Source organism: Kitasatospora purpeofusca (assembly GCF_000718025.1).
Lineage (GTDB): Bacteria > Actinomycetota > Actinomycetes > Streptomycetales > Streptomycetaceae > Kitasatospora > Kitasatospora purpeofusca.
The window spans coordinates 41,567-66,263 of sequence record NZ_JODS01000006.1 but is presented as its reverse complement, the minus strand read 5'-3'; the positions used below and the strand labels follow the sequence as shown (position 1 = coordinate 66,263).

Here is a 24,697-nt window from a genome sequence, read left to right as displayed (position 1 = left end):
GAGGAGGGCCCGGCCGCGTCGAACGCGGCCGGGCCCTCCTCGTCGTCGCGCGGCACCGAGCGGCCTCAGCGGCCCCGGAACACCCAGACCTTCAGCAGCAGGAAGCGGACCACCGTGGCGAGCCCGTTCGCCAGCACCAGCCCGGCCACCTCGACCGGGCGGGAGGCCTCCGGCGCCAGCCGGTCGAGCAGCTCCAGCACACCCGTGCTCAGGCCCAGCGCGATCAGGAAGGCCACCGCCCCCTGGGCCTGGTGGCGCAACGCGCCCTCGCTGCCGGTCACCCCGAAGGTGAAGCGCCGGTTGGCGGCCGTGTTGGCGACCGCGCTCACGGCCAGCGCGACCAGGTTGGCCACCTGGGCCGAGGCGACCTGGCGCAGCCCGACGAACAGCGCCAGGTAGAAGAGGGTGCTCAGCGCGCCGATCACCAGGAAGGACGGCAGCTGCCGCCGGGGGCCCCGGCCGGGCGGTGCCGGGGGCGGTGCGGGTGGCGGCGTCGACGGCGCCGGATCGCCGGTGAACGTCATCGAGAATTGTCCCGGCGTTCATCGTCGACCGAGTCGTAGCCGACGAAGTAGGCCGGTCTGGCCTGCACCGCCGAGTAGATCCGCGCGGTGTACTCCCCCAGCAGGCCGACGCAGATCAGCTGCACCGCGCCGAGGAACAGCATCCCCATGAAGAGCGAGGACCAGCCGGGGACGGTGACCCCGATGGCGAACGCGACGGCGGTGTAGACGCTCATGACCAGGCACACCGCGAAGCTCAGCAGGCCGAGCCAGGTGGCCAGCCGCAGCGGGGCGGCCGAGAAGTTGACGATGCTGTCCAGCGCGAGCCGGACCATCTTCCCGAGCGGGTAGTGCGTGGTGCCGGCCACCCGCTCCTCGCGGACGTAGACGACCTCCCCGCTGGGGAAGCCCAGCCACGGCACCAGCAGCCGGTAGACCGGCTGGTGCTCGGGCAGGGCCTTGAGCGCGTCCACCGCGGCCCGGCTGAGCAGCCGGTAGTCGCCGGCCTGGTTGGGCATCCGCTTCCCGACGAGCTTGCGCATCAGCCAGTAGTAGGCACCGGCCGAGCGCCGCTTGAACGAGCTGTCCGTGGTGCGGTCGCCGCGCACGCCGTAGACGATGTCGAGGTCCTGCTCGCGGGCCAGCGCGAACATCTCCGGGATCTTCTCCGGCGGGTCCTGCAGGTCGGCGTCGAGGCTCACCACGTAGTCGCCGAGGGCGCGGTCGAGGCCGGCCTTCAGCGCGGCCTGGTGGCCGGAGTTGCGGGCCAGCCTGATGATCCGGAACTCCGGCCAGTCCTGGCGGATCTTCTGCATCAGCACGGGGGTCGCGTCGGTACTGCCGTCGTCGATGCCGACCACCTCGTAGCCCACCCCGAGCGCGTCGAGGATCGGCCGTAGCCGTTCGACGGTCCTCGGCAGCGCCTCCTGCTCGTTGTAGATCGGCATGACGACCGACAACTGCGGCGCTGTCGACATGAGTTGGTCCCGCTTTCGGCCGGGGCTGCTGGATCGTGGCCGACACTAGCAGCCGGTGCTGAGCCCGGAATGAGACCGGATGAGCAGTGCATGAGAGCCGTCCCCGCCGGTCGGGGCGGGGACGGCTCCTGGTACCGGGCGGGGTCAGACCCCGGGGAAGCTCCGCTCCCACGGCTGGACCCAGTTGTTGCCCGGCTTGACCACGATCGTGATCTGCGGCTGGAAGCCCACGAGCTCGCGACGCATCCGGTCGCCGGTCGCCTGGTCGGCCACCACCACGGTCATCGGCTCGCCCAGCCTCTCGGCGGCCTTCCTGACGTGCTCCATCGCCGCCTTGTGCTCCGGCTCGGCGCGCTCGGCGGCGCCGATGTTCACCCAGTGCGTCTCGTAGAGCGGCAGCATGTCGCCGCCGCGCGAGCGGAGCAGGGCGGCGAGCCAGGTGGACTTGAGGTTCTTGTAGTCGTCGTTCGAGTAGAGCACCATCATCGGGCCCTGGATGCCGTCCAGGTCGCCCATCACGGTGGCGCCTTCCCTGGGGCCGATGTCGCTCCAGGCGTCGCCGCGGCTCCAGGCCATCAGCGGGTTGTTGCGCCAGGCCGAGGGCATGCCCTTGAACGAGTCCATGCCCCACTGGACGCCGGCGAACAGGCTGAGCGCCGTCGCCACCGCGAGCACCGAGAGCACGGCGTCGCTGATCCGGCGCCGCAGCACCGGGACCCGGGCGGGCGAGACGGTGCGCAGCAGCGGGCCGACCGCGCCGATCGAGATCAGCGCGATCACGATCCCGGTGCCGGCCAGCTTCTCGAAGTAGTAGGAGACCTGCCCGATGGTGCGGATCTGCCACCAGGCGAAGCCGCCGACCGCGGCCCCGGTGGCGAGCACCACCACGAACAGGGCCTGCCCGGTCGCGGTCCGCCGCAGGCTCGGCGACAGGGCGGCCAGCGCGCCCAGCAGCAGACCGCCGATCATGATGGCCCGGTCCGCGCCGACGCTGGGGCCGCCGAGGTTGGAGGTGCTGGCGACGTCGAGCTGGGAGAGCACGGACACCAGGCTGGGCAGGCCCGCGATGCCGAGTGCGACCGCGGCGGCCAGCGCGTAGCGCAGCCAGTGCGCGCGCCGGAACCGGCGGCGGTGGACCACCAGGGCCCCGACCACGGCGAGGCCGGCCACGGCGCCGAAGAGGTTGTAGACGTAGGTGACGGTGATCAGGCCGAGCGCCGCGACGAGCAGGAACTCGACCGTCCCCATCGCGGGCCGCACCATGAAGGCCGCGAGCAGGGCCACCATCAGCAGGCCGACGACGGTGGAGTCGAAGCCGTGGATGACCAGATGGGTGTAGTTGCTGGAGAACACCAGCGCGGCGACCGTGCCGCACACCGCCGCCGTGCGCCAGCCCCGCAGTCGCGGGCCGCCGATCCAGCGGGCCGCCCAGACCAGGGCCGTGCCCAGCAGCGCGTAGGCGGCCAGGACGTAGAGCAGGTAGCGGTTCATGGTGTCGAGCGGAGCGCCGAGGTCGGCGGCGGACCGCACCAGCGAGTCGACCCAGGCGAGCAGGAAGTGGGTGCCCTGCGGGTAGACCGCCTCGGACGGCGACATCATGTACGCCTTGGCGGCCTCCTGGTGCAGGAAGTTGTAGCCGCCGACGTGCTGGATGCCCACGAAGTACGAGAAGTGGTTGAGCCGGTCCTCGGCGGTGGTCAGGAACTCCAGGCGCCAGCCCGGTCCCTTGCCGATCAGCGGCTTGTACAGGTAGTGCCACATCACGTACGTGGTGCCGACCACCATGAGGTCGGAGGGCCGGAACCGCAGCGGCAGCCGCGGGGCCCGGCGGCCGAGCCAGCCGGTGAGGACCACGACGGTGAAGAGTCCGCCCGAGGTCGGAACGGGGTCGATGCCCCAGGGCCAGAGCGAGAACAGCAGCCCGAGCACGAGCACGCCGCCGGCCACGACCAGGGTCGCGGCCACCAGCCGGTCGAGCAGCACGCCGCCGGTCCGGAGCAGCGAGGCGACCGCCAGGACCAGCAGCGGCAGGACCAGGATCCCGACGCCGAGCGAGATCAGCGCGGCGGGCAGCAGCCAGCCGGCGACCAGCGCGCCGGCCAGGACCGGAAGACTGCGGGCCGGCCTGCGGGCCGGGGGACGGGAGCCGGCCGCCGGGTCCTCGGGAGTGTCCTCCTCGACCGAGGAACGCGCGGCCATCATGGTGCGGAGTCTTTCCATCGAGACCCTGAATCCCATCCCCTGCGTCGGACAAGTCCGTACGGCCGTTGACCCGCCGTTACGGAGCGATCCTAGTTGACCAAATGTTTTGCCAATGACAGAGGGCTTGACGAGGACCCCTGGGGATCCTCGTCAAGCCCTCCTCGACCGGGGTCGACAGGTCAGAGCATCGAACTACTTGATGATCTTGGTGACCTGGCCGGCGCCGACGGTCCGGCCACCCTCACGGATGGCGAACTTCAGGCCCTCCTCCATGGCGATCGGCTGGATCAGCGCGACCGTCATGCCGGTGTTGTCGCCCGGCATGACCATCTCGGTGCCCTCGGGGAGGGTCACGACGCCGGTCACGTCCGTGGTACGGAAGTAGAACTGCGGGCGGTAGTTGTTGAAGAACGGGGTGTGACGGCCACCCTCGTCCTTCGACAGGATGTAGGACTGGGCCTCGAAGTCGGTGTGCGGCGTGACCGAACCCGGCTTGATGATGACCTGGCCGCGCTCGACGTCCTCGCGCTTGATGCCGCGGAGCAGCAGACCGACGTTCTCACCGGCCTGGCCCTCGTCGAGCAGCTTGCGGAACATCTCGATGCCGGTGACCGTGGTGGTGGTCTTCTCGGTCTTGATGCCGATGATGTCGACGGTCTCGTTGACCTTGAGGATGCCGCGCTCGATACGACCGGTGACGACGGTGCCACGACCGGTGATCGTGAAGACGTCCTCGATCGGCATCAGGAACGGCTGGTCCACGGCGCGGGCCGGGGTGGGGATGTTCTCGTCGACGGCGTGCATCAGGCCGAGGAGCTTCTGGCCCCACTCGGCGTCGCCCTCGAGGGCCTTCAGCGCGGAGACGCGGACGACCGGCAGGTCGTCGCCCGGGAACTCGTACTCGGAGAGCAGCTCGCGGACCTCGAGCTCGACGAGCTCCAGGATCTCCTCGTCGTCCACCATGTCGGCCTTGTTCAGGGCGACGACGATGTAGGGGACGCCGACCTGGCGGGCCAGGAGGACGTGCTCCTTGGTCTGCGGCATCGGGCCGTCGGTGGCGGCGACCACCAGGATGGCGCCGTCCATCTGCGCGGCACCGGTGATCATGTTCTTGATGTAGTCCGCGTGACCCGGGCAGTCGACGTGGGCGTAGTGACGCGCCTCGGTCTGGTACTCGACGTGCGCGATGGAGATGGTGATACCGCGCTGCCGCTCCTCCGGCGCCTTGTCGATCTGGTCGAACGGCGTGAAGGGGTTGATCTCCGGGTACGCGTCGTGCAGCACCTTGGTAATGGCCGCGGTCAGCGTGGTCTTACCGTGGTCGATGTGACCGATGGTGCCGATGTTGACGTGGGGCTTCGTCCGCTCGAACTTCGCCTTCGCCACTGAGTCCTCCTGAGGACAGTTCTGTACGCCGTGGTGACGTCAGTTGGTCTTTGATGTTTTGTGTGGGCTGTCCGGAGGACACCCCGTGCCGTCCCACTGGGTGGGGGGCCGGAGGCCCCGGGAGGATCCGACCGGATCCTCCCGAGTTGCCTCCCAATAGCCTAAGGGGTGGCTGTCGTCCCGAAAGTCGGGACGTTACTCGCCCTTGGCCTTCGCGATGATGTCGTCCGCGACGTTCCTCGGAACCTCGGCGTACGAGTCGAACTGCATCGAGTAGCTCGCGCGACCAGAGGTCTTGCTGCGCAGGTCACCGACGTAGCCGAACATCTCGGAGAGGGGCACCAGCGCCGTGACGACGCGGGCACCGTGACGCTCATCCATGGACCGGATCTGGCCACGGCGAGAGTTGATGTCGCCGATCACGTCGCCCATGTAGTCCTCGGGCGTGGTGACCTCGACGGCCATCATCGGCTCCAGGAGGACCGGCTTGGCCTTCCGGGCGCCTTCCTTGAAGGCCATCGAGCCGGCGATCTTGAACGCGAGCTCGGACGAGTCGACGTCGTGCGCCGCACCGTCGAGGAGCTTCACGCGAACGCCCTGGAGCGGGTAGCCGGCGAGGATACCGAACTCCATGGCCTCCTGGCAGCCGGCGTCGACCGACGGGATGTACTCCCGCGGCACGCGGCCACCGGTGACCAGGTTGACGAACTCGTAGCCCTCGGCCTGCTCGAGCGGCTCGATCGCGATCTGCACCTTGGCGAACTGACCGGAGCCACCGGTCTGCTTCTTGTGGGTGTAGTCGATGCGCTCGACGGCCTGACGGATCGTCTCGCGGTACGCGACCTGCGGCTTGCCGACGTTGGCCTCGACCTTGAACTCACGGCGCATACGGTCGACGAGCACCTCGAGGTGCAGCTCGCCCATACCCGCGATGATGGTCTGGCCGGTCTCCTCGTCCGTGTTGACCTGGAAGGACGGGTCCTCCTCGGCGAGACGCTGGATGGCAACACCCAGCTTCTCCTGGTCACCCTTGGACTTGGGCTCGATCGCGACGCGGATGACCGGGGCCGGGAAGTCCATGGACTCCAGGATGACCGGGTGCTTCTCGTCGGACAGCGTCTCACCGGTGGTGGTCTGCTTCAGGCCCATGACGGCGATGATGTCGCCGGCGCCCACCGAGTCGATCTCCTCACGCTTGTTCGCGTGCATGCGGTAGATCTTGCCGATGCGCTCCTTCTTGCCCTTGACGGCGTTCAGCACCGAGGTGCCGGACTCCAGGCGGCCCGAGTAGACCCGGACGAAGGTGAGCTTGCCGAGGTGCGGGTCCGACATGATCTTGAACGCGAGCGCGGCGAGCGGCTCGTCGTCCGAGGCCTTGCGGGAGATCTTGACGGTGTCGTCGCCCGGCTTGGTGCCCTCGATGGACTCGATGTCCAGCGGGGACGGCAGGTACTTGACGACGGCGTCGAGCAGGGGCTGAACGCCCTTGTTCTTGAACGCGGTACCACAGAAGATCGGGGTGAAGTCCGAGTTCAGGGTGCCCTTGCGGATCGCGTCCTGCAGCAGCTCGACCGGGATGTCCTCGCCCTCGAGGGCGAGCTCCATGATCTCGTCGCTGACGTTCGACACGGTGTCGATGAGCTGCTCGCGGTACTCGTCCGCCTGCTCCTGCAGCTCGGCCGGGATGTCGACGATGTCGTACATCTCGCCCTTGGCCGCCTCGGCGGACCAGACCAGCGCCTTCATGCGGACCAGGTCGACAACGCCCTGGAAGTCCGACTCGGCACCGATCGGCAGCTGCATGACCAGCGGGGTCGCGCCGAGGCGGTCCACGATGGTCTTGACGCAGAAGAAGAAGTTGGCGCCCGTGCGGTCCAGCTTGTTGATGAAGCAGATGCGCGGGACGCCGTAGCGGTCAGCCTGCCGCCACACGGTCTCGGACTGGGGCTCGACACCGGCGACACCGTCGAACACCGTCACGGCACCGTCGAGGACGCGCAGCGAACGCTCCACCTCGACGGTGAAGTCGACGTGGCCCGGGGTGTCGATGATGTTGATGGTGTGGTCGGCGTCGTCGACGGTCCAGTGACAGGTCGTCGCGGCCGACGTGATCGTGATGCCGCGCTCCTGCTCCTGCTCCATCCAGTCCATGGTGGCAGCGCCATCGTGGACCTCACCGATCTTGTACGACACACCGGTGTAGAACAGGATCCGCTCGGTGGTGGTGGTCTTGCCCGCGTCGATGTGCGCCATGATCCCGATGTTGCGGACCTTGGCGAGGTCAAGGGAGGTTGCAGCCATGGTGGCTCGTTCTCTCTCTGTCTAGTGACGGGGTACGGACTACCAGCGGTAGTGCGCGAACGCCTTGTTGGACTCGGCCATCTTGTGGGTGTCCTCGCGACGCTTCACGGAAGCGCCCAGGCCGTTGCTGGCGTCGAGGATCTCGTTCATCAGGCGCTCGGTCATGGTCTTCTCACGACGGGCGCGCGAGTAGCCGACCATCCAGCGCAGCGCCAGGGTGCTGGCGCGGCCCGGGCGGACCTCGACCGGAACCTGGTAGGTCGCGCCACCGACACGGCGGGACTTGACCTCGAGGGCGGGCTTGACGTTCTCCAGCGCACGCTTCAGCGTGACGACCGGGTCGGCGCCGCTCTTCTCGCGGACGCCCTCGAGGGCGCCGTAGACGATCCGCTCGGCGGTGGAGCGCTTGCCGTGCAGCAGGATCTTGTTGACCAGCTGGGTGACGACAGGGGAGCCGTAGACCGGGTCGATGATGACCGGGCGCTTCGGGGCGGGGCCCTTACGAGGCATTCTTACTTCTCCTTCTTGGCGCCGTAGCGGCTGCGAGCCTGCTTGCGGTTCTTGACACCCTGGGTGTCGAGCGAACCGCGGATGATCTTGTAGCGGACACCAGGAAGGTCCTTCACACGACCACCGCGAACCAGCACGATGGAGTGCTCCTGCAGGTTGTGGCCCTCGCCCGGGATGTAAGCGGTGACCTCGATCCCGCTGGTGAGGCGCACACGGGCGACCTTGCGAAGGGCCGAGTTCGGCTTCTTCGGGGTGGTCGTGTACACACGCGTGCAGACCCCACGGCGCTGCGGGGAACCCTTCAGCGCGGGAGTCTTGTTCTTCTCGACCTTGTCCTGCCGGCCCTTTCGGACCAGCTGCTGGATCGTAGGCACCGTTTCTCCGTTTTCTGTGTGCCAAGGCTTGGTGGAACTAACCTGCGGTGTTCCCTCGCACACGACCCCGTGGTTCGACCCACGCGGTCGGGTGTGTTGGGTTTTTTCCGGCACGGAATCCCGTGGGCTGATGTACAGCGACGGCGCTCTACGCGCGGCGCGCCGTAAAAGGCGCTCCGGCTCGGCGCGGCGACCGGTGTGCATGCACGCACAAGGACCCGGGGACACCCCAGGCACAAGGTCAGAGCGTACCTAGCGCATCGGGCTCGGTCAAAACAAATGGAACATCGCAGGTCGTGGCCGTGGTGCCGGGGTCCCCGGCACCACGACCGCTGCTTATAGCACACTCCCTCGGAGCGCGCCCCGCAACTCGTCCCGCGCTCAGCCGACCGGGGTCATCGGACGGTGACCGACCGGACGCACCGAGCGTTCCCCGTCCGCCGGGGGCCGCGGGGTCACCGGCGGGCTCGGCGCCCGGTCGCCGGCCAGGGCGATCACGGCCAGGCCGGTCGCGCCGATGCCGTAGACCAGCAGCCAGAGCAGCCAGCTGCCCGGCGGCGACCAGTGCGCGGGGTGGATGAAGAACGAGCCGCCGTCGCCGACGGCGTTGCGGCGCAGCGTCCAGAGGAAGGCCGAGACGTTCGCCACGGTCAGCGTCAGCGCCATCCAGCCGATCAGCCGGCGCCACGGCAGCCCGCCGGAGGGCACCCGCAGGGCCGCCACGGCCGCCGCCGTCATCGGCAGGCCGACCATGAAGGGCAGCAGGTAGCGGCCCTGCCAGACCATGCCGAGCTTGCTCGCCTGGATCGACTGGGCGGCCACCGGCACCACGATCAGCGCGGCCATGATGGCGATCACCACGAGGGCCTGGCGCGGACGGCCGAAGCAGAGCGCCAGCAGGATCAGCAGGATGACCGCGGCCGGCCAGAGCAGCCAGGTGATCGCCGGGGCCGGGGTGTCCAGCCAGCCGAAGTTGCCGATCATCTGGTGGATGAAGATCAGCGAGTGGTCGAAGGTCAGCCGCGCGGCGTTCAGCGGGGTGAACCAGTCCGGGATCTCGATCACCGAGTTGTCCGGGTGCGTCATCGACCAGGCCATGGCGACGCCGGTGCTCGCCGCGAGGACCGCCGCGCACACCCAGGTCGCCCTCGTCCGCACCACCATGCGGATGGCGGAGCGCTGGGTCAGCAGCAGCGCGCAGACGACCGCGCCGGCGAACCAGACCAGGCCCAGCGGGCGGATGTTGATCAGCACCAGGCCGCCGATCGCCAGCCTCAGCAGCCGGCGGTTCAGCAGGGCGCGGTCGGGTGCCATGAACATCGGCAGCGCGGCGCTCCAGACCAGGACACCGGCGGCGATCTCGGGACCGCTCGGGTTCACCACCCCGCCCATGTACAGGGTCGTCGGCGTCAGGGCGGCGAGCAGCCCCGCGATCACGATCCCCCGCCGGCGCCACTCGGCGGCCGCGACCACCGCGCTGGCCAGCAGCGCGGCGCAGAACACCGCGGAGGCCAGCCGCATCAGGTACAGCCCGGGCTCGCCGGAGACGATCCGGCTGGGCCAGCCGACCAGGGTGTAGTACAGCGGGTTGTAGCGACCCGCCGCGGTGGTCACCTCGACGATCTTCTCCGAGCTGCCCAGCGCCGGGGCGCAGTCGGCCGACTGCCACTGCTGGAAGGCGTAGCAGGTGTGACGGGTGGACAGCTCGCGGTACCACTCGGGCAGCTGGACGCCGGTCTCGGCGAACTTGCCGTCCATACCGGCGACCTGGTGCTTGACCATCACCTCGGTGCCGTTGAGCTGCCCGCGGGCGACCGCGGCGGCCCGGACCAGGTGCGCGTACTCGTCCGGCGAGCCGCCCATCGGGGTGGACACCGACCAGGCCGAACCGAGGAGCACGAACAGGAGGAAGGAGATTCCCCACAGCCGTCGCGGGGAGTTCACCAAACGGTCGGCTATCCGCTTGAAGGTCTTCGTCATCGGTCGGTTGGGATTAGGAGTCACTGCCGTCTCTTCGTGTCAGCATCGAGCCCGTCACCGGACTTTCTCCCCGGCGGCACTGGCACCGCCCGTCGAGGTCCTTCGAGCAGGTACCGGCGGGAATGAGATCGCGTCTCATGGAACCGCCCCGGGCACGAGGTCCGGGGCAGCCTTCCCGGCATCCTAAGGCTTGGTCTCCACGGCGGGTCCACCCGGACCTTCACCTGACCGTCACACCTGGCGGGAGGGGTCGCCCGGCACCGTCGCGGCGCGCCCCCGGACCGGACCGGTCGCGGCGCGCCCCCGGCGGGGCCCCGTCAGCCGAAGACGGCCAGCGTCATCATGATCGTCACCCAGAAGGCGATCGACAGCCAGCCGAAGACGATCCCGGTGACGGCCATCCCGTCACCCTCCTCGTTCCGCTCGGCCGCCTGCCGGCGTCCGATGTGACCGGCGATCACGGCCGGCACCCCCAGCAGGCCGCCGGTCGGCACGCAGAGCAGGCCGAGGACCAGCGAGGTCACCGCCACGGCGTTGGTCCGCCGCTGCGGCGGCGGGGCCAGGAAGGTCGGCGGCACCGGGACCATGACCGGTCCGGCCTGCGCCACCGTCATCTGCGGGGCGACCATCGGCCCGGCCGGCAGGTCGGCGACGAGCCGGGCGAGCTGGCCGTAGGTCTGCGCGGCGCTGGCCGCCTCGAAGCGCTCGCCGTACTCGGCGGCGCTGAGCCGGCCCTCGGCGAACGCGGCCTTCAGCACGTCCACCGTGCGCTCGCGGTCCGCGGTCGCCGCCCGCATCGCCGACTGCGGCATCGCGACCTGGGGCGGGGCGGTCGGCGGCATCGCGGGGTACGGCATCGCGGGGTAGGGCATCGCGGGCGGGCCCGGAACCGGCGGCCGGGCCGCCCCGAACTCCTGCTCACCCCACGGCTGAACGGCCATCCGCCACCTCCCGGTACCCCCGCGCGAACACGGAGTCCCCCCGTTCGTCGGACTCTCATAGTGCAGGACGAACGGGGGCTCCGAGTAGTTGCCGATTCTCCCGATCCGATACACCTCCGGTTCCGCCCGTCCTCACCCGCCGCACGGTTCACCCGTTCGGTCCCGACACACCTGGGGCATCACCACAGGAGACAGGCCGGGCCGGGCGGTGGCAGGCTGTCGTGGGGCCCGTTTCGATCATGGAACGACCGATCGGCCCCCGCCCGGTCCGACCACCAGCAGAGAGAGCCGCCATGCAGGCATCGGCGCCGCCGCCGTCCCCCGACCCGACCACCCCCGTGCCCTCGGCCGTGTCCATCCAGGGCCTGTGGAAGCACTTCGGGAGCCAGGCCGCCGTCGCCGGGCTCGGCCTGGAGCTGCCGACCGGGGCGTTCATCGGACTGGTCGGCCCGAACGGCGCCGGCAAGACCACCACGCTGTCGATGGTCACCGGCCTGCTCCGGCCCGACCAGGGGACCGTGCTCGTCCACGGCGCCGACGTCTGGGCCGACCCGGTCACCGCCAAGGCCCGGATCGGCATCCTGCCCGAGGGCCTGCGCATGTTCGAGCGGCTCAGCGGCCGCGAGCTGCTCCAGTACAACGGCCGGCTGCGCGGACTGCCGGGCGACGAGGTCGACCGCCGCGCCGAGGAGCTGCTCGCCGTCCTCGACCTCGCCGACCACGCCGACAAGCTGGTCGCCGACTACTCCACCGGCATGCGCAAGAAGATCGGCCTCGCAGCCGCCCTGCTGCACAACCCGGACGTGCTCTTCCTCGACGAGCCGTTCGAGGGCGTCGACCCGGTCTCCGCCCAGACCATCCGCGGCGTGCTCAAGCGGTACGCGGCGGCCGGCTCCACCGTGGTCTTCTCCAGCCATGTGATGGAGCTCGTCGAGCAGCTCTGCGACTGGGTCGCCGTGATCAGCGCCGGCCGGGTGATCGCCCAGGGCCCGCTCGACACCGTCCGCGGCGGGCGCAGCCTGCACGAGGCGTTCCTGGACCTGATCGGCGTCCGCGAGGACGACGGCCGGTCGCTCGACTGGCTCGGCGGGGGCGAGCGGTGAGCTCCTCCCCCGCCCCGCTCCCGGCCCCGGCCCCGCTCCCGACCGCCGCCCCGTTCCCGGCGGCCGGGGTCCCCGACGACCGGACGGTCGTCCGCACCCTGGTCTCGCTCAAGCTCCGGCTGCTGCGCAACGGGCTGCGCCGCAGCCGCGGCCGCGCCGCCCTCTACGTGCTCGGCAGCGTCGTCGGCCTGCTCTTCGCGACCGGCATCGCCCTGCTGCTGACGATCCTCCACGACCACGTCGAGCACGGCGCCGCCGGTGACGCGGGCGTCGTCCTGGCCGGCGCGCTCACCCTCGGCTGGGCCGCGATCCCGCTGTTCCTCTTCACCAGCGACGAGAGCGCCGATCCCACCCGGCTCACCATGCTGCCGCTGCGGCCCGGACCGCTGCTGCGCGGCTCGGTGCTGGCCGCGCTGCTCGGCCCCGGACCGCTGATCAGCCTGGTGCTGCTCACCGGCGCCGCGCTGTCCGGCGCGAACGGCGCCGCCTCGGCGGTGGCCGGCGCGGTCGGGGTGCCGCTCGCGGTGCTCACCGTGGTGACGCTCTCCCGCGCGGTCGCCGCCGGCAACGCCCGGCTGCTCTCCAGTCGGCGCGGCAAGGACTTCGCCGTCTTCGGCGGCCTGCTCTTCGCGCTGCTGGCGCAGATCGCCAACATCGGCTCGCAGAGCGTCTTCGGCAAGGCCGGCGCGAACGGCGCCGACCTCGGCCCGCTGGCCCCCTTCGCCGCCGTGCTGCGCTGGATCCCGCCGGTGAGCGCCGTCGACGCGACCCGCACCGCGGGCGAGGGCCGGTGGCCGCTCGCGCTGCTCCAGCTCGCCGCGACCGCCGCACTGCTCGCCCTGCTGCTGCGCTGGTGGCGCGCCAGCCTGCAGCAGCTGATGGTCACCGCGGACGCCTCGACGGTGGAGGTCGTCCGCGGCGTGCAGCGGGCGCGGCGCGGCCCGCGCTTCCTGCCGGAGGGCCGGGCCGGCGCGGTGATGCAGCGCCACCTGCGCTACGCCTGGCGCGAGCCGCGGGCCAAGGCCGCCGTCTTCACCAGCATCGGGATGACGCTGGTGATCTGCGTGCTGTCGATCGTCCAGGGCTGGTCGACGGTGTACCTGGTGGCGATGACCGGGATGTTCCTCGGGCTGCAGATGCTCAACCTGTTCGGCATGGACGGCTCCGCGTTCTGGATGGTCGCGGCCACCCTGCTCACCCCGGCGGACGCCCGGGACGAGCTGCGCGGGCGCGCGTTCGCCGTCCTCTCCTACGCCGTCCCGGTCACCCTGGTGCTCGCCCTGGTGCTCGCCGCCGCCACCGGCGACTGGTCCGGGCTGCCGGCCGCCGTCGGCGTCGCGTTCGCCCTGCTCGGCAGCGGCCTCGCGATCGGCGCCGTGCTCAGCGTGCTCGCGCCGTACACCATGCCCGCCGACAACAACCCGATGCGCAACGCCGCCCCGGGCCAGGGCGGGCTGGTGATGCTGAACAGCTTCGGCTCGATGTTCGGCAGCGCCCTCGTCGCCGCCCCGGTCGTCGGCTACCTGGTCTGGGCCCTCGCCACCGGCGCCGTCACCTGGCCGCTGCTGCTCGCCGGCCCCCTCTACGGCGCCGCCGTCGCGGCCCTCGGGCTGCGCCTCGCCGCCGGGCGGCTGCTGGAGCGCCTCCCGGAGATCCTCGCCAAGGCCGTCGAACGCTGACCCCGACGACGGCGGGGTGCCGGGCCGCGGAATCCGCTGGAGTCCGGCACCCCGGCGCCGGACAATGGCGCGGTGATCGAGGTGGAGCGTGACAGCGCCGTCAACGTCAACGGCACCGGGCCGGAGCACCGGTCGTTCCCGCTGACCTTCAGCGTCCGCGCGGCGGGCGGTTCCTGGCTGGTCGACGCGACGGCCGCGACGGCCGGGGAGCTGGCCGGGCTGCTCGCCGACCGGGCGGCCGGTCCGGTCGCCGTCGTGGACCTGCACACCTGCAGCTTCGTGGACGAGCACTCCCGGTCCTGGTCGCCGTCCCTGATCGCGGCGGAGCTGGGCGTCGACGGCGCCGTCCACCCGGTCGGCGCGTGGGCGTCGGACACCATCGGGGTCGGCGAGGAGTTCCTGCTCCTGGACCGCGCCGAGCTGCCCAGCCTGCTGGACGACACCTGGACGCCCTACCAGGTGGCCGTGGTCGACCTGCCGGGCGAGGTGACCCCCGAGCGGCTCGACGAGCTCGCACTGGTCGTCGGAACGACCGCGTTCGACCAGCCGCTCCTCCCCCACCTCGACGGCTCCACCCTGTGGTTCTCCGGCCACGACGACTGCTACCTGCGGGTGGAGTCGACGGACCCGGCGGTGCCCGGCGCCCTGCTCGGCCGGCTGCTGGCCCTCATGGCCGGCTCGGCCCTGACCGACGCCGACGACGCCGTGCCGGTCCCGGAGCCCGACCCCGCCCTGACGGACCGGCTGATCGCCGCGGGCCCGCACTGGGCGGGCACGGTGGCGGCGGTGTCCGCGACCGAGGTGACGCTGACGCTGACGGCGCTCCCCCGGCGCCGGCGGCTGAGCGACCCGGCCCCGGCCGGGGCCTGGCGCGCGGTGACGCTCGACCTCGTGCGCGGCCGGTGGCGGCTCGGACCCGAGCAGCCGGCGGCCCGGTAGCCCCGAGGACCGTACCGGCGGATTTTCGGTGGCGGGCGCCCGGCACGGACCGTAGCGTCCCGGGCATGAACGCCAAGCGCCCGCTGATCGCCGTCCTCACCGGCGCCGGGATCTCCACCGACTCCGGTATCCCCGACTACCGCGGCCCGAACGGCCTGTGGCAGCGCGACCCGGGCGCGCAGCGGCTGGTCACCGCCGGCCCGTACCTGTCCGATCCGGAGGTACGCCGCGAGGCGTGGCGGCTGCGGGCCGCGACCGGCGCGCTCGCCGCCGAGCCGAACGCCGGGCACCGGGCCCTGGTGGAGCTGGAGCGGTCCGGGCTGCCGGTGCGGGTCCTCACCCAGAACGTCGACGGACTGCACCAGCGGGCCGGGCAGACCCCGCGCAAGGTGCTCGAACTCCACGGCACCGCGCGGGAGGTGCAGTGCGTGGACTGCCGCGCGACCGGCCCGATGGAGCAGGCCCTGGAGCGGGTCGCGGCCGGCGAGCCGGATCCGGCCTGCCGGGCCTGCGGCGGGATCCTGCGCCCGCGCACCGTGATGTTCGGCGAGCAGCTGGACACCGAGGTGCTCCGGCAGGCGGAGGCGATCAGCACGGCCTGCGAGCTGTTCATCGCCGTCGGCACCAGCCTGAAGGTCTACCCGGTGGCCGCGCTGCCGTACGACGCGGTGCGGTCCGGCGCCCGGCTGATCGTGGTGAACGGCGAGCCGACACCGCTCGACGAGGCCGCCGAGGAGGTCCTCCGGGAGCCGATCTCGACCGCCCTGCCGGCCCTGGTGGAACGGCTGGTCGCCCGCTTCGGCTGACCGCCCGCGCACGCCGGGCGCGGGCCTCGGGCACGGGCGTCGGAAAGGCCGCGATCTTTCCGAACTGCCAAGTCCCGGTGGCCTGTTCTGCGCTACGCTGCCGCGCGTAGCGGCGTGGTCGGTTTCCGGCCACGGGGGGAGGCCGCGCGGGCGGGGCACGCCCGCGCGCCGCACCGGGGCACGGGCGTGCCCGCTCCGCGGCGGCGCGTACGAAGGAGCCCTCATGACCCCAGGCCTGCTGCTGGACCGCACCGCGCTCGGGGGCGAACTGCGGGCGCTGGCCGACCGCCCCGGACTGGCGCACCGTCAGGAGGAGCTCCGCGAACTGGGTCTGGCGCTCTCCGGCGCCGGCGACCTGGACCGCTGGGCCGAACTCGACCTGGTGCACAGTTTCGTCAGGCCGGAGAGCGTACGGGCCGCGGTCCGGCCCCGGCCCGCGCCGAGGTTCTGGGCCTGGGCCGAAGTGGCGCTCGGCGGACTGGTGTTCGTCCCCCTGCTGGTCACCTGGGGCGGGCTGATGCAGGCCAGCGGCGCCTACCGGGAACTGATCGGCGCGGACCCCCGGCAGGCCGCGCGGCCGTTCCTCCAGCTCTGGCAGACCGGCTTCGAGGGCCGGCTGCCCGGCTGGGCCGGTTTCGGCGACATCGCGCGGTCCGCGACCCTGTTCATCGCGCTGCTGCTGGCGCTGTCCGTCGCGCACGGCCTGCGCAGGGCGGGCGCCGAGCGCCGCGAGGCGGCGGCCGAGGCCGAGGCGGAGGACCTGCTGGCCGAGCTGGCGCCCCTGCTCACCCGGGCCCAACTGGTACTGAACGAGCGCCGCCGCTCGACGCCGCAGCGCTTCGCGGCCGAGCTCACCGGTGCGGCGGAGACCCTGGAACGACTCGCCCGGCAGGCCGCCGACACCCAGCGCGAGCTGAGCGCGGCGGCGCTGGCCGTCGAGCGCTCGGTCGCCGGGGCCGAGCAGCGGCTGGCCGAGGCGGGCGAGGCGGTGGACCCGCTGCGCCGGGCCGTCGACGGCGTGGAGAAGGCGGTCGACGGCATCGGCCGGGCCGTGGACGGCGTCGGCCGGGCGGTGAAGGACAGCGGGGACCGGCTCGCCGAGACCGTCCGGGACGGCGCGGCGGCCACCGACAGCCTGGTCCACCGGAGCGGGAAGCAGGCCGCCGACGCGGTCGACCTGGTCCGGCAGGCCACCGACCGGGTCGGCACCGGACTCGCGGACGCCGGGGAGCGGGTGGAGGACGCGGTGCGGGACCTCGCGGTCGCCCAGCGCGGCTTCACCACCGGCGCGGAGACCGTCGCGGACGTCGGCGGGCAGGTGCTGGAGCGACTCGACGGCCTGGCACGGGAGGTCGTGGCGATGGCGGACCGGGTGGCCGCCGCGGCGTCGGCGGCCACCGCGGCGGCGGCCCGGCTGGACGCGGCGGCCAGCCGGCGGGGCGACGCGGCCCCGGGGATCGTCATGGTGAAGACCTCCGCCGGCCCCGGGCCCGACGAGGGCGCCGCCCGTTCCCGGGGCACCGTCGCGGCCGGCGGTACGGCCGACGACCTGGACGACCGGACGCTGCTGGAGCTGGACGAGGTGCCGGTGCACGGGCAGGGCCGATGAGGGGCCGGTTCCGGACCGCGCGGCCCGGCCCGCGCGGCACCCACCTGGTCGGCTGGCTGTTCGCCGACATGCTGCTGGTGCTCGCCCTGGTCGCGATGGGCGACCAGGGCGACCCGGTGGCCGCCGAACGGGCCGCCGCGACACCCACCCCCGCCGCCGGCGCGAGCGCCACCGCGAGCGCCGCACCGCTGCCCACCCCCACCCCCACCGGGCCGCGCGGGGTCGAGCACGACCCGGTCACCGTCGACGTGACCGGGGACTCCTCGGACACGGCGGGCCTGGCCGCGCAGATCCGCGCCGCCACCGAGCCGTACGCCGGACGGCAGGCCGCCGTGGTCCTCACCTTCGGCAGCAACCGCGACCCGGGCGCCGGCCAGGCCTACGCCCACACCGTCAACGGCCTGCTCGCGCAGGCCCGTCCGGAGATGTTCCGGGGCACCACCGCACGGGACTTCATCTCGCTCGCGGACAACCCCCGGCACGCCTCGCTGGAGATCTACTTCTACACCGGCTGACCGCCACAGCGGCCGACCGCCGACGCCCTGCCGTTCGAAGGAGAAGTGCAGTGCAGATCCTCCCGTTCTACGCCGTCTGCGACGAGTCCTCGTCCATGACCTTGCACATCGACACCCTCAACAAGGCCCTGTTCGAGCTCCACCAGGAGATCAGCACCAACCCGACCGTCGCCGACAAGACCCGGTTCGGACTGATCGGCTTCTCCACCGACGCCCACGAGCTCCAGCCGCTGGTCGACCTGAGCGACCTCGAGGAGCTGCCGGCCCTGGAGGCCTCCGGCCTGACGTCCTACGGCAGAGCCTTCGACCTGCTCCGCCGGGCGATCGAGCGGGACGTGACGGAGCTGAAGGCGGAGGGCCACGACGTCTACCGCCCGGTGGTCTTCTTCCTCTCCGACGGCGAGCCGACCGACAACGACTGGGAGCAGCCCTACCAGGACCTGCTCGCCGCCGCGTTCCGGCCGCACATCATCGCCTTCGGCATCACCGAGGGCGCCGACCGGACGGTGATCGCGCAGGTCGCGACCTTCAAGGCCTTCATGCAGGAGGACGGGAACGCCGATGTGGCGCCCGCGCTGCGGGAGTTCGCGGCCAGCCTGACCCGGTCGATCGTGCGCTCGGTGAGCGGCGCGACCGCCGCAGGCACCGGTATGAGCCTCCAGGTCGACGACCAGGTGCCCGGCTTCACCGCCGTCTCGCTCGACAAGCTCTGAGCCGGGCCGCCGGATGAATCCGCACGAGAGTCAGCCACCGGGCGGCCAGGTGCCCGAGCCCGGGCCGGAGCACGCGCCGACCCGCAAGGACGACCCGTACGAGGTCACCGCCCCCGTCCACGAGGACTGGGTCCTCAAGCCGCCGGACCTTGCGCCGGCCCCGGCTCCCGCCGACGCCGTCGTGGGGCCCGTCGTCACCCCCGGGCGGGTGACGCCCGAGAACTTCCTGCCGCGGCCGATCGGCCAGGGCCCGGCCGCGGTCCGCGAGCCCTGGGCGGACCCGGTGTCGCCGCTCGGCGGCCCGGTCGAACCGGCCGCCGCCGCACCCCCGGCCACGCACCCGGCCGCGCCCCCGGCCGGAACGACCGCGCCCACCGGGAGCGCGCCCACCGGCGCCGACCCGGTCGTCCGGCCGCCCTCGTTCCGGAGCCCGGGACCGCTCGCCCACGTCGGCCGCAAGGCCCCCGCCTACCCCGCCGAACCGACCGACATCCCCACCGTCCGCGGCGGCGACCTCTACGGCGTCCTGCTGCCCGACACCGTCGTGGACGGCGGCCGGTTCGGCCCGGTCACCGTCCGGGCCGCCTCCGTGCGCGGCGACTCGCACCGCTACGCGGCCGAGTGCCGGCAGGACGCCGCGCTGGTCGTCCGGGCCGGCGGGCTGCTGCTGGTCGCGGTCGCCGACGGCGTCGGCTCCCAGCCGCACTCCCACCACGGCTCCAACGGCATCGTCCGGCTGCTGGCCAAGCAGGTCCTGCCGCGGGCGGACATCCTGCTGGACCTACTGCGGACCGGCGCGGCGGTGGACTTCGCCGACCTGACGGGCCGGCTCGTCGCCGCCGCGGCCGCGGAACTCGCCCAGGAGGCCGAGCGGTTCGGACATCCACCGAAGACCTGGTCGACCACCCTCCGGGCGCTGCTGGTACCGGCCGACCCGGAGGTCCGGACCAGGGGCTTCGTCGCGGTCGGCGACGGCGGACTGCTGCGGCTGCGCGCGGGCGGCTGGGAGAACCTGGACGCCGACGGGGACGGCGGCGGCGACGGCCCGGGCACCCTGATCAGCACCCGGACGGACTGCCTGCCTGAGGCGTACGAGCGCGCCCGGACGGCGCTGATCACCGACACCCGCCCCGGTGACGTGCTGGTGCTCTGCACCGACGGGCTCGCCCTCCCCCTGGTCAAGGAGCCCGAGCTGCGGGGGTTCCTCGGCGGGCGCTGGGGCCGCGAGGTGCCCGGCCTGGCCGAGTTCCTCTGGCAGGCCCAGGTCCGGGTGCGCAGCTACGACGACGACCGCTCGGTCGTCTGCCTCTGGGAGGCCCCGGCATGACCGCCGACATCGCCGCCATCGCCGGCGCGCTGGCCGGCGGCACGGACCTCGGCCTCGCCCTGCTGCCCGCCGGCCCCGAGGCCGGCCGGGGCGGCCAGGGCCTGGTGCGGCGGCTGGACGGCGTCCCGGGCGTGCTGTTCAAGCGCTACCTGGAACCCGGGCGGGTGCGCGGCCCGGCCCTGGCCGAGCTGGTCGCGCTGCGGCTCGCCCTGCCGCCGGACGACCGGGACCGGCTGGACGCGCAGGCCGCCTGGCCGCTCTGCCGGGTGGTGGACGGCCCGCACTGCGTCGGCTTCCTGATGCGCGAGGCGCCCGCCCCGATGACCTGGCGGACGGCCTCCGGCGGGTCCAGGCTCACCGAGGCGCAGTACCTGCTCTACCCGGAGAAGCCCGCCACCCAGGGCGTCGTCCGCCCGGACCCGGAGCAGCGGCTCGCCCTGGTGCTGGAGCTGCTGGGACTGATCGACCGGCTGCACCGCCTGGGGCTGGTGATCGGCGACCTCTCGCACGCCAATGTGCTCTGGTCGGTGCGGCCCGCACCGGCGGTGCACCTGCTGGACTGCGACGGCATCCGCCGGGTCGGGGCGGCGCCGGTGCTGGAACAGGCGGACACCCCCAACTGGTCCGACCCGCTCTCCCCGCACGGCAGCGCCTCCTCGGTGGACAGCGACCGCTACAAGGCGGCCCTGCTGGTCGGCCGGATCCTGGCCCAGGACCCGTACCTGGTGCCGGGCGCGCCGTTCGAGCCGCTGCCCGGGGTGCTGACGGAACGGCAGCTGGGCCTGGCCCGCCGGGTCTGGGAGCAGGCCGGCGGACCGTACGGGACCCGGCCGGACCCGACCGCCTGGCTGCCGGCGCTCGGCACCCGGGGCAGCATCCCGCTCGCCCCGGCCGTCGCGCCGGTGCCGCGTCCGTCCCGGCCGGTCGACGCGCGGCTGTTCGACGGCCGGGCGCCCCGGGGCAGCATCCGGCTGCGACGGCCGGACTGACGGGCGAACCGACGGCCGGACCGGCGGGCGGGCGCCGGGCAGGACAGACGCCGGGCAGGGCAGGGCGACGGCGGGCCCTCCGCCCCTGGGGCCGGACCGAGCGCGTGCGTACGATGATCCTTCCGGCTCCCCCTCACGGCCTGGAGTGATCGACCGATGACGACGACGGTGAAGTTCGACCCCTGGTCGGCGGCGTTCGTGGCCCACCCCTACGACGCGTACGCCGAGCTGCGCGCCCAGGGCCCGGCGACCTATTTCGAAGCCACCGACCAGTGGCTGGTCCCGCGCTACGCCGATGTCGGCGCGCTGCTGCGGGACCGCCGCCTCGGCCGCACCTACACCCACCGGTTCAGCCACCAGGAGTTCGGCCGCCCCGAACCCGACCCGGCGCACGAGCCGTTCCACACCCTCAACGACAACGGCCTGCTCGACCTGGAGGCCCCGGACCACACCCGGATCCGCCGCCTGGTCTCCAAGGCCTTCACCCCGCGCATGGTCGAGGGCCTGCGGCCGACCGTGCGGCGGCTGGCCGGCGAACTCGTCGACGACCTGCTCGCGGCCGGCGGCGGCGACCTGATCGCCGCCGTCGCCGAGCCGCTGCCGGTCGCGGTGATCGCCGAGATGCTCGGTGTCCCGGAGTCCGACCGGCACCTGCTGCGCCCCTGGTCGGCCGACATCACCGGGATGTTCGAGCTCAACCCGTCCGAGGAGACCGCCCGCCGGGCCGTCACCGCGAGCACCGAGTTCTCCGACTACCTCCGCGCCCTGATCCGCGACCGCCGCACCGCCCCCGGCACCGACCTGATCAGCGCGCTGATCCAGGCCCAGGAGGGCTCCGACGCGCTCAGCGAGCAGGAGATGGTGTCCACCTGCGTCCTGCTGCTCAACGCCGGCCACGAGGCCACCGTCAACACCACCGGCAACGGCTGGTGGGCACTGTTCCGCAACCCCGCCGAACTCGCCCGGCTGCGCGCCGACGTGGACGGGCTGCTGCCCACCGCCGTCGAGGAGCTGATGCGCTGGGACACCCCGCTGCAGATGTTCGAGCGCTGGGTGCTGGAGGACATCGAGATCGGCGGCGTGACCGTCCCGCGCGGCGCCGAGATCGCCCTGCTCTTCGGCTCCGCCAACCGCGACCCCGAGCGCTTCACCGACCCCGACCGGCTCGACCTCGGCCGCGCCGACAACCCGCACATCACCTTCGGCGCCGGAATCCACTTCTGTCTCGGCGCCCCCCTTGCCAGACTGGAGCTCACCGAGTCCTACGGCACCCTGCTCCGCCGCGCCCCGGGCCTGCGGCTGGTCCGCGAGCCCGAGTGGCGCCCGGGCTACGTGATCCGCGGACTGGAGGAACTGCTGGTCGAGGTGTGACACACGAGGGGGAGCGGGCCGTGGGCGACAAGGCGACGGGGGCCCTGCTGGGGCTGGCGATCGGGGACGCGCTGGGCAAGGTCACCGAGTTCTCGGAGGTCGAGCTGATCGCGTGGCAGTGGCCGGACTGGCGGCGGCTGCCGCTGCCGGACGACGGGCTGGTCACCGACGACACCCAGATGACGCTGGCCCTGGCCCGCGCCCTGCGCACCGCACTGGCGGACGGGCCGCTCACCCCGCAGAGCCTGGAACCGCCGCTGCGCGCCGAGTTCCTCGCCTGGGCGAGCTCGCCCGAGAACAACCGCGCCCCCGGCATGACCTGTCTGCGCTCCTGCGACCGGCTCGCCTCGCCCGGGGTGCGCTGGCAGCTCGCGAGCGACGTCGGCTCCAAGGGCTGCGGCGCCAATATGCGGGTCGCCCCGCTCGGCCTGGTGCGCGAGCTGACGACGGCGCAGCTGGCCGGCGCGGCCCAGCTCCAGTCCGGCCTCACCCACGGCCACCCCACCGCGCTCGCCGCCAGCGAGCTCACCGCCTACGCCGTCCGCAAGCTCGCCGAGGGCCTGCCGCCGGCCGGACTGCCCGCCGTGCTGCGCGCGTACGCGCTCTCCCGCCGCGGCCGCTACGACGCGCACTGGCTCGACGACCTCGCGGCGCACGCCCAGGACCGCACCACCGAGGGCTTCGCCGCCCGCGGCTGGGACGAGTGCCTGGCGGTGCTCGACCGGCTCGACGCCGCGCTCGCCGCGCCGGACGTCGAGGCCGACCCCTGCCTGGCCACCGGCGCGGGCTGGATCGCCGAGGAGGCGTTCGCCACCGGGCTGCTCTGCTTCCTGCTGCTCCCGGACGACCCGGTGGCCGCCGTCCGCCGGGCCGCGTACTCCTCCGGGGACTCCGACTCGATCGCCTGCCTGGCCGGCGCCTTCGCCGGGGCCCACCTGGGCGCCGACGCCTGGCCGGCGGACTGGGTGGAGCGGATCGAGCACCGGGACGAGCTGCTGGAGTTCGGCGCGCTCTGGGACTGACCGGCGCTCCGGCCGCTCGCCGCCCGGCGGCGCGGCCCTCCCGGCGGAACCGGGTCCGAGCGGGCCGCGTCGAACCGGCACCGAGGCACGGGCACCGGCCCGTGCCGGGACCCAGGGGCGAGGTCAGCCATGTCCGCCACGACCGTCCGCACCCGCCGCCCGGCGGTGCTCCTGCTCTGCTGCGCGGCCCTGCTCACCGCCTGCGGCTCCACCGGCGCCGGGACCGGGGTGGTCCGGGCCGACTCCGCCTCGCTGCCACCCGCGGACCCGGCGGCGGTCGCCGCCACCGCGACGGCGACCGCCGCGTTCGGGCTCGACCTGCTGCACGCCCTCACCGCCGCTCCCGGCGCGGCCGGCGGCAACCTGGTGCTGTCGCCGTCCGGCCTGGCGACCGTCCTCGCCATGGTGCTGCCCGGGGCCCGGGGCACCACCGCCGAGCAGCTGGCCGAGGCCCTGCACACCGGGCTCTCCCCCGAGCAGTACGCACTCGCCACCGGCGCCCTGAACCGGGCCGGCGCGCCGGGCGGCAAGGGCGGGACCGTCCTGCGGCGCTCCGACGACGTCTGGGCCCAGCGCGACTTCCCGCTCGACCCGCACTACCTCGGGGTGCTGGCCGCCGGCTTCGGCACCGGTGTGCGCACCACCGACTTCCGCAAGGACCCGGAGGGCGCCAGGAAGGCCGTCAACGGCGTCGTCGAGAAGGCCACCGAGGGCCGGATCAAGGACCTCTTCGCCGAGGGGCAGATCAATCCGGACACCCGGCTCGCGCTCACCGACGCGCTGTACCTCAAGGCCGACTGGGCCCACCCGTTCAAGGCCGGGCGGACCACCGGCCTGCCGTTCCACCGCCTCGACGGCTCCGAGGCGGCTGTGCCGACCATGGCCGGCACCGAGTCGCTGCGCTACGCCGAGGGCTCCGGCGGCATCCTCGGCGAACCCTGGCAGGCCGTCGAACTCCCCTACGCGGGAAGCACCCTGGCGATGGACCTGATCGTGCCCGCGCAGGGCGGCTTCACGGCGTTCCGGCAGGGGCTGGACCGGGCGCAGCTGGACCTCGTACTGGGCGCGCTCACCGAGCGGACGGTCGACCTCACCCTGCCGAAGTTCCGCTTCGACAGCGGGAACGAGCTCACACCCGTGCTGAAGGCGCTCGGCGTCACCGCCGCGTTCGAGGCCGACGCCGATCTCTCCGGCATCCCGGGGCCGGGCGCCGCCGAGCGGCTCCGGATCGGCCCGGTGGTGCAGAAGGCCACCGTCCAGGTCGACGAGCAGGGCACGGTCGCGGCCGCCGGCAGCGGCGTCGGGGTGGAGGCGGCGGCCGCGCCGGCACCCCGGGACCCGGCCCGGCTGCACATCGACCGGCCGTTCCTGTTCCTGGTCCGGGACACCGCGACCGGGCTGCCGCTCTTCCTCGGCCAGGTCACCGACCCCGCCGCGTAGGGCCCGTCGG

Annotated in this window: 21 protein-coding genes; 12 read left to right on the top strand and 9 right to left on the bottom strand. The window is 73.0% G+C overall.

Annotation, left to right across the window (positions count from 1 at the left end; genetic code table 11):
- Window positions 1–65 precede the first annotated feature (65 nt).
- The 9 genes from IF01_RS0111700 to IF01_RS0111660 all read right to left on the bottom strand — a co-directional run bounded on the left by IF01_RS0111700 (window position 66) and on the right by IF01_RS0111660 (window position 11,174).
- The gene (locus tag IF01_RS0111700; RefSeq protein ID WP_030393283.1) at window positions 66–524 is read right to left on the bottom strand and encodes a GtrA family protein; all 459 of its coding nucleotides are present in this window, start codon (window positions 522–524) and stop codon (window positions 66–68) included.
- On the bottom strand, window positions 521–1,480 hold the full coding sequence (locus tag IF01_RS0111695) for a glycosyltransferase family 2 protein (RefSeq protein ID WP_037779660.1): 960 nt from the start codon (window positions 1,478–1,480) through the stop codon (window positions 521–523). The genes IF01_RS0111700 and IF01_RS0111695 overlap by 4 nt, the downstream gene beginning before the upstream one ends.
- Window positions 1,481–1,624: 144 nt before the next feature.
- On the bottom strand, window positions 1,625–3,682 hold the full coding sequence (locus IF01_RS0111690) for a DUF2339 domain-containing protein (protein ID WP_030393281.1): 2,058 nt from the start codon (window positions 3,680–3,682) through the stop codon (window positions 1,625–1,627).
- A 192-nt stretch (window positions 3,683–3,874) separates the two neighbouring features.
- Entirely contained in the window at window positions 3,875–5,068 is a 1,194-nt protein-coding gene (tuf, locus tag IF01_RS0111685) for an elongation factor Tu (RefSeq protein WP_030393280.1), read from the bottom strand.
- Between the two features lie 195 nt (window positions 5,069–5,263).
- The gene (gene fusA / locus IF01_RS0111680) at window positions 5,264–7,369 is read right to left on the bottom strand and encodes an elongation factor G (RefSeq protein ID WP_030393279.1); all 2,106 of its coding nucleotides are present in this window, start codon (window positions 7,367–7,369) and stop codon (window positions 5,264–5,266) included.
- Between the two features lie 39 nt (window positions 7,370–7,408).
- Complete coding sequence (gene rpsG / locus IF01_RS0111675; protein WP_030393278.1) at window positions 7,409–7,879, bottom strand: 30S ribosomal protein S7; 471 nt, start codon at window positions 7,877–7,879, stop codon at window positions 7,409–7,411.
- A gap of 2 nt (window positions 7,880–7,881) precedes the next feature.
- Window positions 7,882–8,253 carry a 30S ribosomal protein S12 gene (gene rpsL / locus IF01_RS0111670; protein ID WP_014144289.1) on the bottom strand — a complete coding sequence of 124 codons (372 nt, stop codon included), beginning with the start codon at window positions 8,251–8,253 and terminating at the stop codon, window positions 7,882–7,884.
- A gap of 381 nt (window positions 8,254–8,634) precedes the next feature.
- On the bottom strand, window positions 8,635–10,233 hold the full coding sequence (locus IF01_RS0111665) for a DUF2142 domain-containing protein (RefSeq protein WP_030393277.1): 1,599 nt from the start codon (window positions 10,231–10,233) through the stop codon (window positions 8,635–8,637).
- A 317-nt stretch (window positions 10,234–10,550) separates the two neighbouring features.
- Complete coding sequence (locus IF01_RS0111660) at window positions 10,551–11,174, bottom strand: DUF1707 and DUF4190 domain-containing protein (protein WP_341845483.1); 624 nt, start codon at window positions 11,172–11,174, stop codon at window positions 10,551–10,553.
- Between the two features lie 293 nt (window positions 11,175–11,467).
- On the opposite strand from IF01_RS0111660, the gene IF01_RS0111655 reads away from it, so the two are divergent.
- The 12 genes from IF01_RS0111655 (at window position 11,468) to IF01_RS0111600 (ending at window position 24,687) form a co-directional block, all read left to right on the top strand.
- Entirely contained in the window at window positions 11,468–12,277 is an 810-nt protein-coding gene (locus IF01_RS0111655) for an ABC transporter ATP-binding protein (RefSeq protein WP_094745521.1), read from the top strand.
- Window positions 12,274–13,956, top strand: a complete 1,683-nt coding sequence (locus IF01_RS0111650; protein ID WP_030393274.1) for a hypothetical protein — start codon at window positions 12,274–12,276, stop codon at window positions 13,954–13,956. Before IF01_RS0111655 ends, IF01_RS0111650 begins: the two co-directional genes overlap by 4 nt.
- A 72-nt stretch (window positions 13,957–14,028) precedes the next feature.
- Complete coding sequence (locus IF01_RS0111645; RefSeq protein WP_030393273.1) at window positions 14,029–14,895, top strand: hypothetical protein; 867 nt, start codon at window positions 14,029–14,031, stop codon at window positions 14,893–14,895.
- 65 nt (window positions 14,896–14,960) lie between these two features.
- Window positions 14,961–15,701, top strand: a complete 741-nt coding sequence (locus IF01_RS0111640; protein WP_030393272.1) for an SIR2 family NAD-dependent protein deacylase — start codon at window positions 14,961–14,963, stop codon at window positions 15,699–15,701.
- Between the two features lie 223 nt (window positions 15,702–15,924).
- Window positions 15,925–17,310 carry a hypothetical protein gene (locus tag IF01_RS0111635; protein WP_051755218.1) on the top strand — a complete coding sequence of 462 codons (1,386 nt, stop codon included), beginning with the start codon at window positions 15,925–15,927 and terminating at the stop codon, window positions 17,308–17,310.
- Window positions 17,307–17,825 carry a hypothetical protein gene (locus IF01_RS0111630; RefSeq protein WP_030393270.1) on the top strand — a complete coding sequence of 173 codons (519 nt, stop codon included), beginning with the start codon at window positions 17,307–17,309 and terminating at the stop codon, window positions 17,823–17,825. The genes IF01_RS0111635 and IF01_RS0111630 overlap by 4 nt, the downstream gene beginning before the upstream one ends.
- 50 nt (window positions 17,826–17,875) lie before the next feature.
- Window positions 17,876–18,538: a vWA domain-containing protein gene (locus tag IF01_RS0111625; RefSeq protein ID WP_030393269.1), complete on the top strand. Its 663-nt coding sequence runs from the start codon at window positions 17,876–17,878 to the stop codon at window positions 18,536–18,538.
- A gap of 13 nt (window positions 18,539–18,551) precedes the next feature.
- Window positions 18,552–19,865 (top strand): protein phosphatase 2C domain-containing protein, encoded by a 1,314-nt coding sequence (locus tag IF01_RS48180; protein WP_157855202.1) that lies wholly within the window; start codon window positions 18,552–18,554, stop codon window positions 19,863–19,865.
- Entirely contained in the window at window positions 19,862–20,854 is a 993-nt protein-coding gene (locus IF01_RS0111615) for a hypothetical protein (protein ID WP_030393267.1), read from the top strand. Before IF01_RS48180 ends, IF01_RS0111615 begins: the two co-directional genes overlap by 4 nt.
- A 156-nt stretch (window positions 20,855–21,010) precedes the next feature.
- Window positions 21,011–22,225: a cytochrome P450 gene (locus tag IF01_RS0111610; protein WP_030393266.1), complete on the top strand. Its 1,215-nt coding sequence runs from the start codon at window positions 21,011–21,013 to the stop codon at window positions 22,223–22,225.
- Window positions 22,226–22,245: 20 nt separating this feature from the next.
- Window positions 22,246–23,247 carry an ADP-ribosylglycohydrolase family protein gene (locus IF01_RS0111605; RefSeq protein WP_030393265.1) on the top strand — a complete coding sequence of 334 codons (1,002 nt, stop codon included), beginning with the start codon at window positions 22,246–22,248 and terminating at the stop codon, window positions 23,245–23,247.
- A gap of 129 nt (window positions 23,248–23,376) precedes the next feature.
- A complete protein-coding gene (locus IF01_RS0111600) occupies window positions 23,377–24,687 on the top strand; it encodes a serpin family protein (protein ID WP_051755214.1) in 1,311 nt (436 codons plus the stop codon).
- Window positions 24,688–24,697: the final 10 nt, after the last annotated feature.

Bases quoted from the DNA above. Each gene is read 5' to 3' on its own strand.
- IF01_RS0111600 (WP_051755214.1), top strand. From the start codon at position 23,377: ATGTCCGCCACGACCGTCCGCACCCGCCGCCCGGCGGTGCTCCTGCTC.
- IF01_RS0111660 (WP_341845483.1), bottom strand. From the start codon at position 11,174: ATGGCCGTTCAGCCGTGGGGTGAGCAGGAGTTCGGGGCGGCCCGGCCG.
- IF01_RS0111655 (WP_094745521.1), top strand. From the start codon at position 11,468: ATGCAGGCATCGGCGCCGCCGCCGTCCCCCGACCCGACCACCCCCGTG.
- IF01_RS0111665 (WP_030393277.1), bottom strand. From the start codon at position 10,233: ATGACGAAGACCTTCAAGCGGATAGCCGACCGTTTGGTGAACTCCCCG.
- IF01_RS0111640 (WP_030393272.1), top strand. From the start codon at position 14,961: ATGAACGCCAAGCGCCCGCTGATCGCCGTCCTCACCGGCGCCGGGATC.
- IF01_RS0111635 (WP_051755218.1), top strand. From the start codon at position 15,925: ATGACCCCAGGCCTGCTGCTGGACCGCACCGCGCTCGGGGGCGAACTG.
- IF01_RS0111610 (WP_030393266.1), top strand. From the start codon at position 21,011: ATGACGACGACGGTGAAGTTCGACCCCTGGTCGGCGGCGTTCGTGGCC.
- IF01_RS0111690 (WP_030393281.1), bottom strand. From the start codon at position 3,682: ATGATGGCCGCGCGTTCCTCGGTCGAGGAGGACACTCCCGAGGACCCG.
- IF01_RS0111630 (WP_030393270.1), top strand. From the start codon at position 17,307: ATGAGGGGCCGGTTCCGGACCGCGCGGCCCGGCCCGCGCGGCACCCAC.
- IF01_RS0111695 (WP_037779660.1), bottom strand. From the start codon at position 1,480: ATGTCGACAGCGCCGCAGTTGTCGGTCGTCATGCCGATCTACAACGAG.
- IF01_RS0111700 (WP_030393283.1), bottom strand. From the start codon at position 524: ATGACGTTCACCGGCGATCCGGCGCCGTCGACGCCGCCACCCGCACCG.
- IF01_RS48180 (WP_157855202.1), top strand. From the start codon at position 18,552: ATGAATCCGCACGAGAGTCAGCCACCGGGCGGCCAGGTGCCCGAGCCC.
- IF01_RS0111615 (WP_030393267.1), top strand. From the start codon at position 19,862: ATGACCGCCGACATCGCCGCCATCGCCGGCGCGCTGGCCGGCGGCACG.
- rpsG (WP_030393278.1), bottom strand. From the start codon at position 7,879: ATGCCTCGTAAGGGCCCCGCCCCGAAGCGCCCGGTCATCATCGACCCG.
- fusA (WP_030393279.1), bottom strand. From the start codon at position 7,369: ATGGCTGCAACCTCCCTTGACCTCGCCAAGGTCCGCAACATCGGGATC.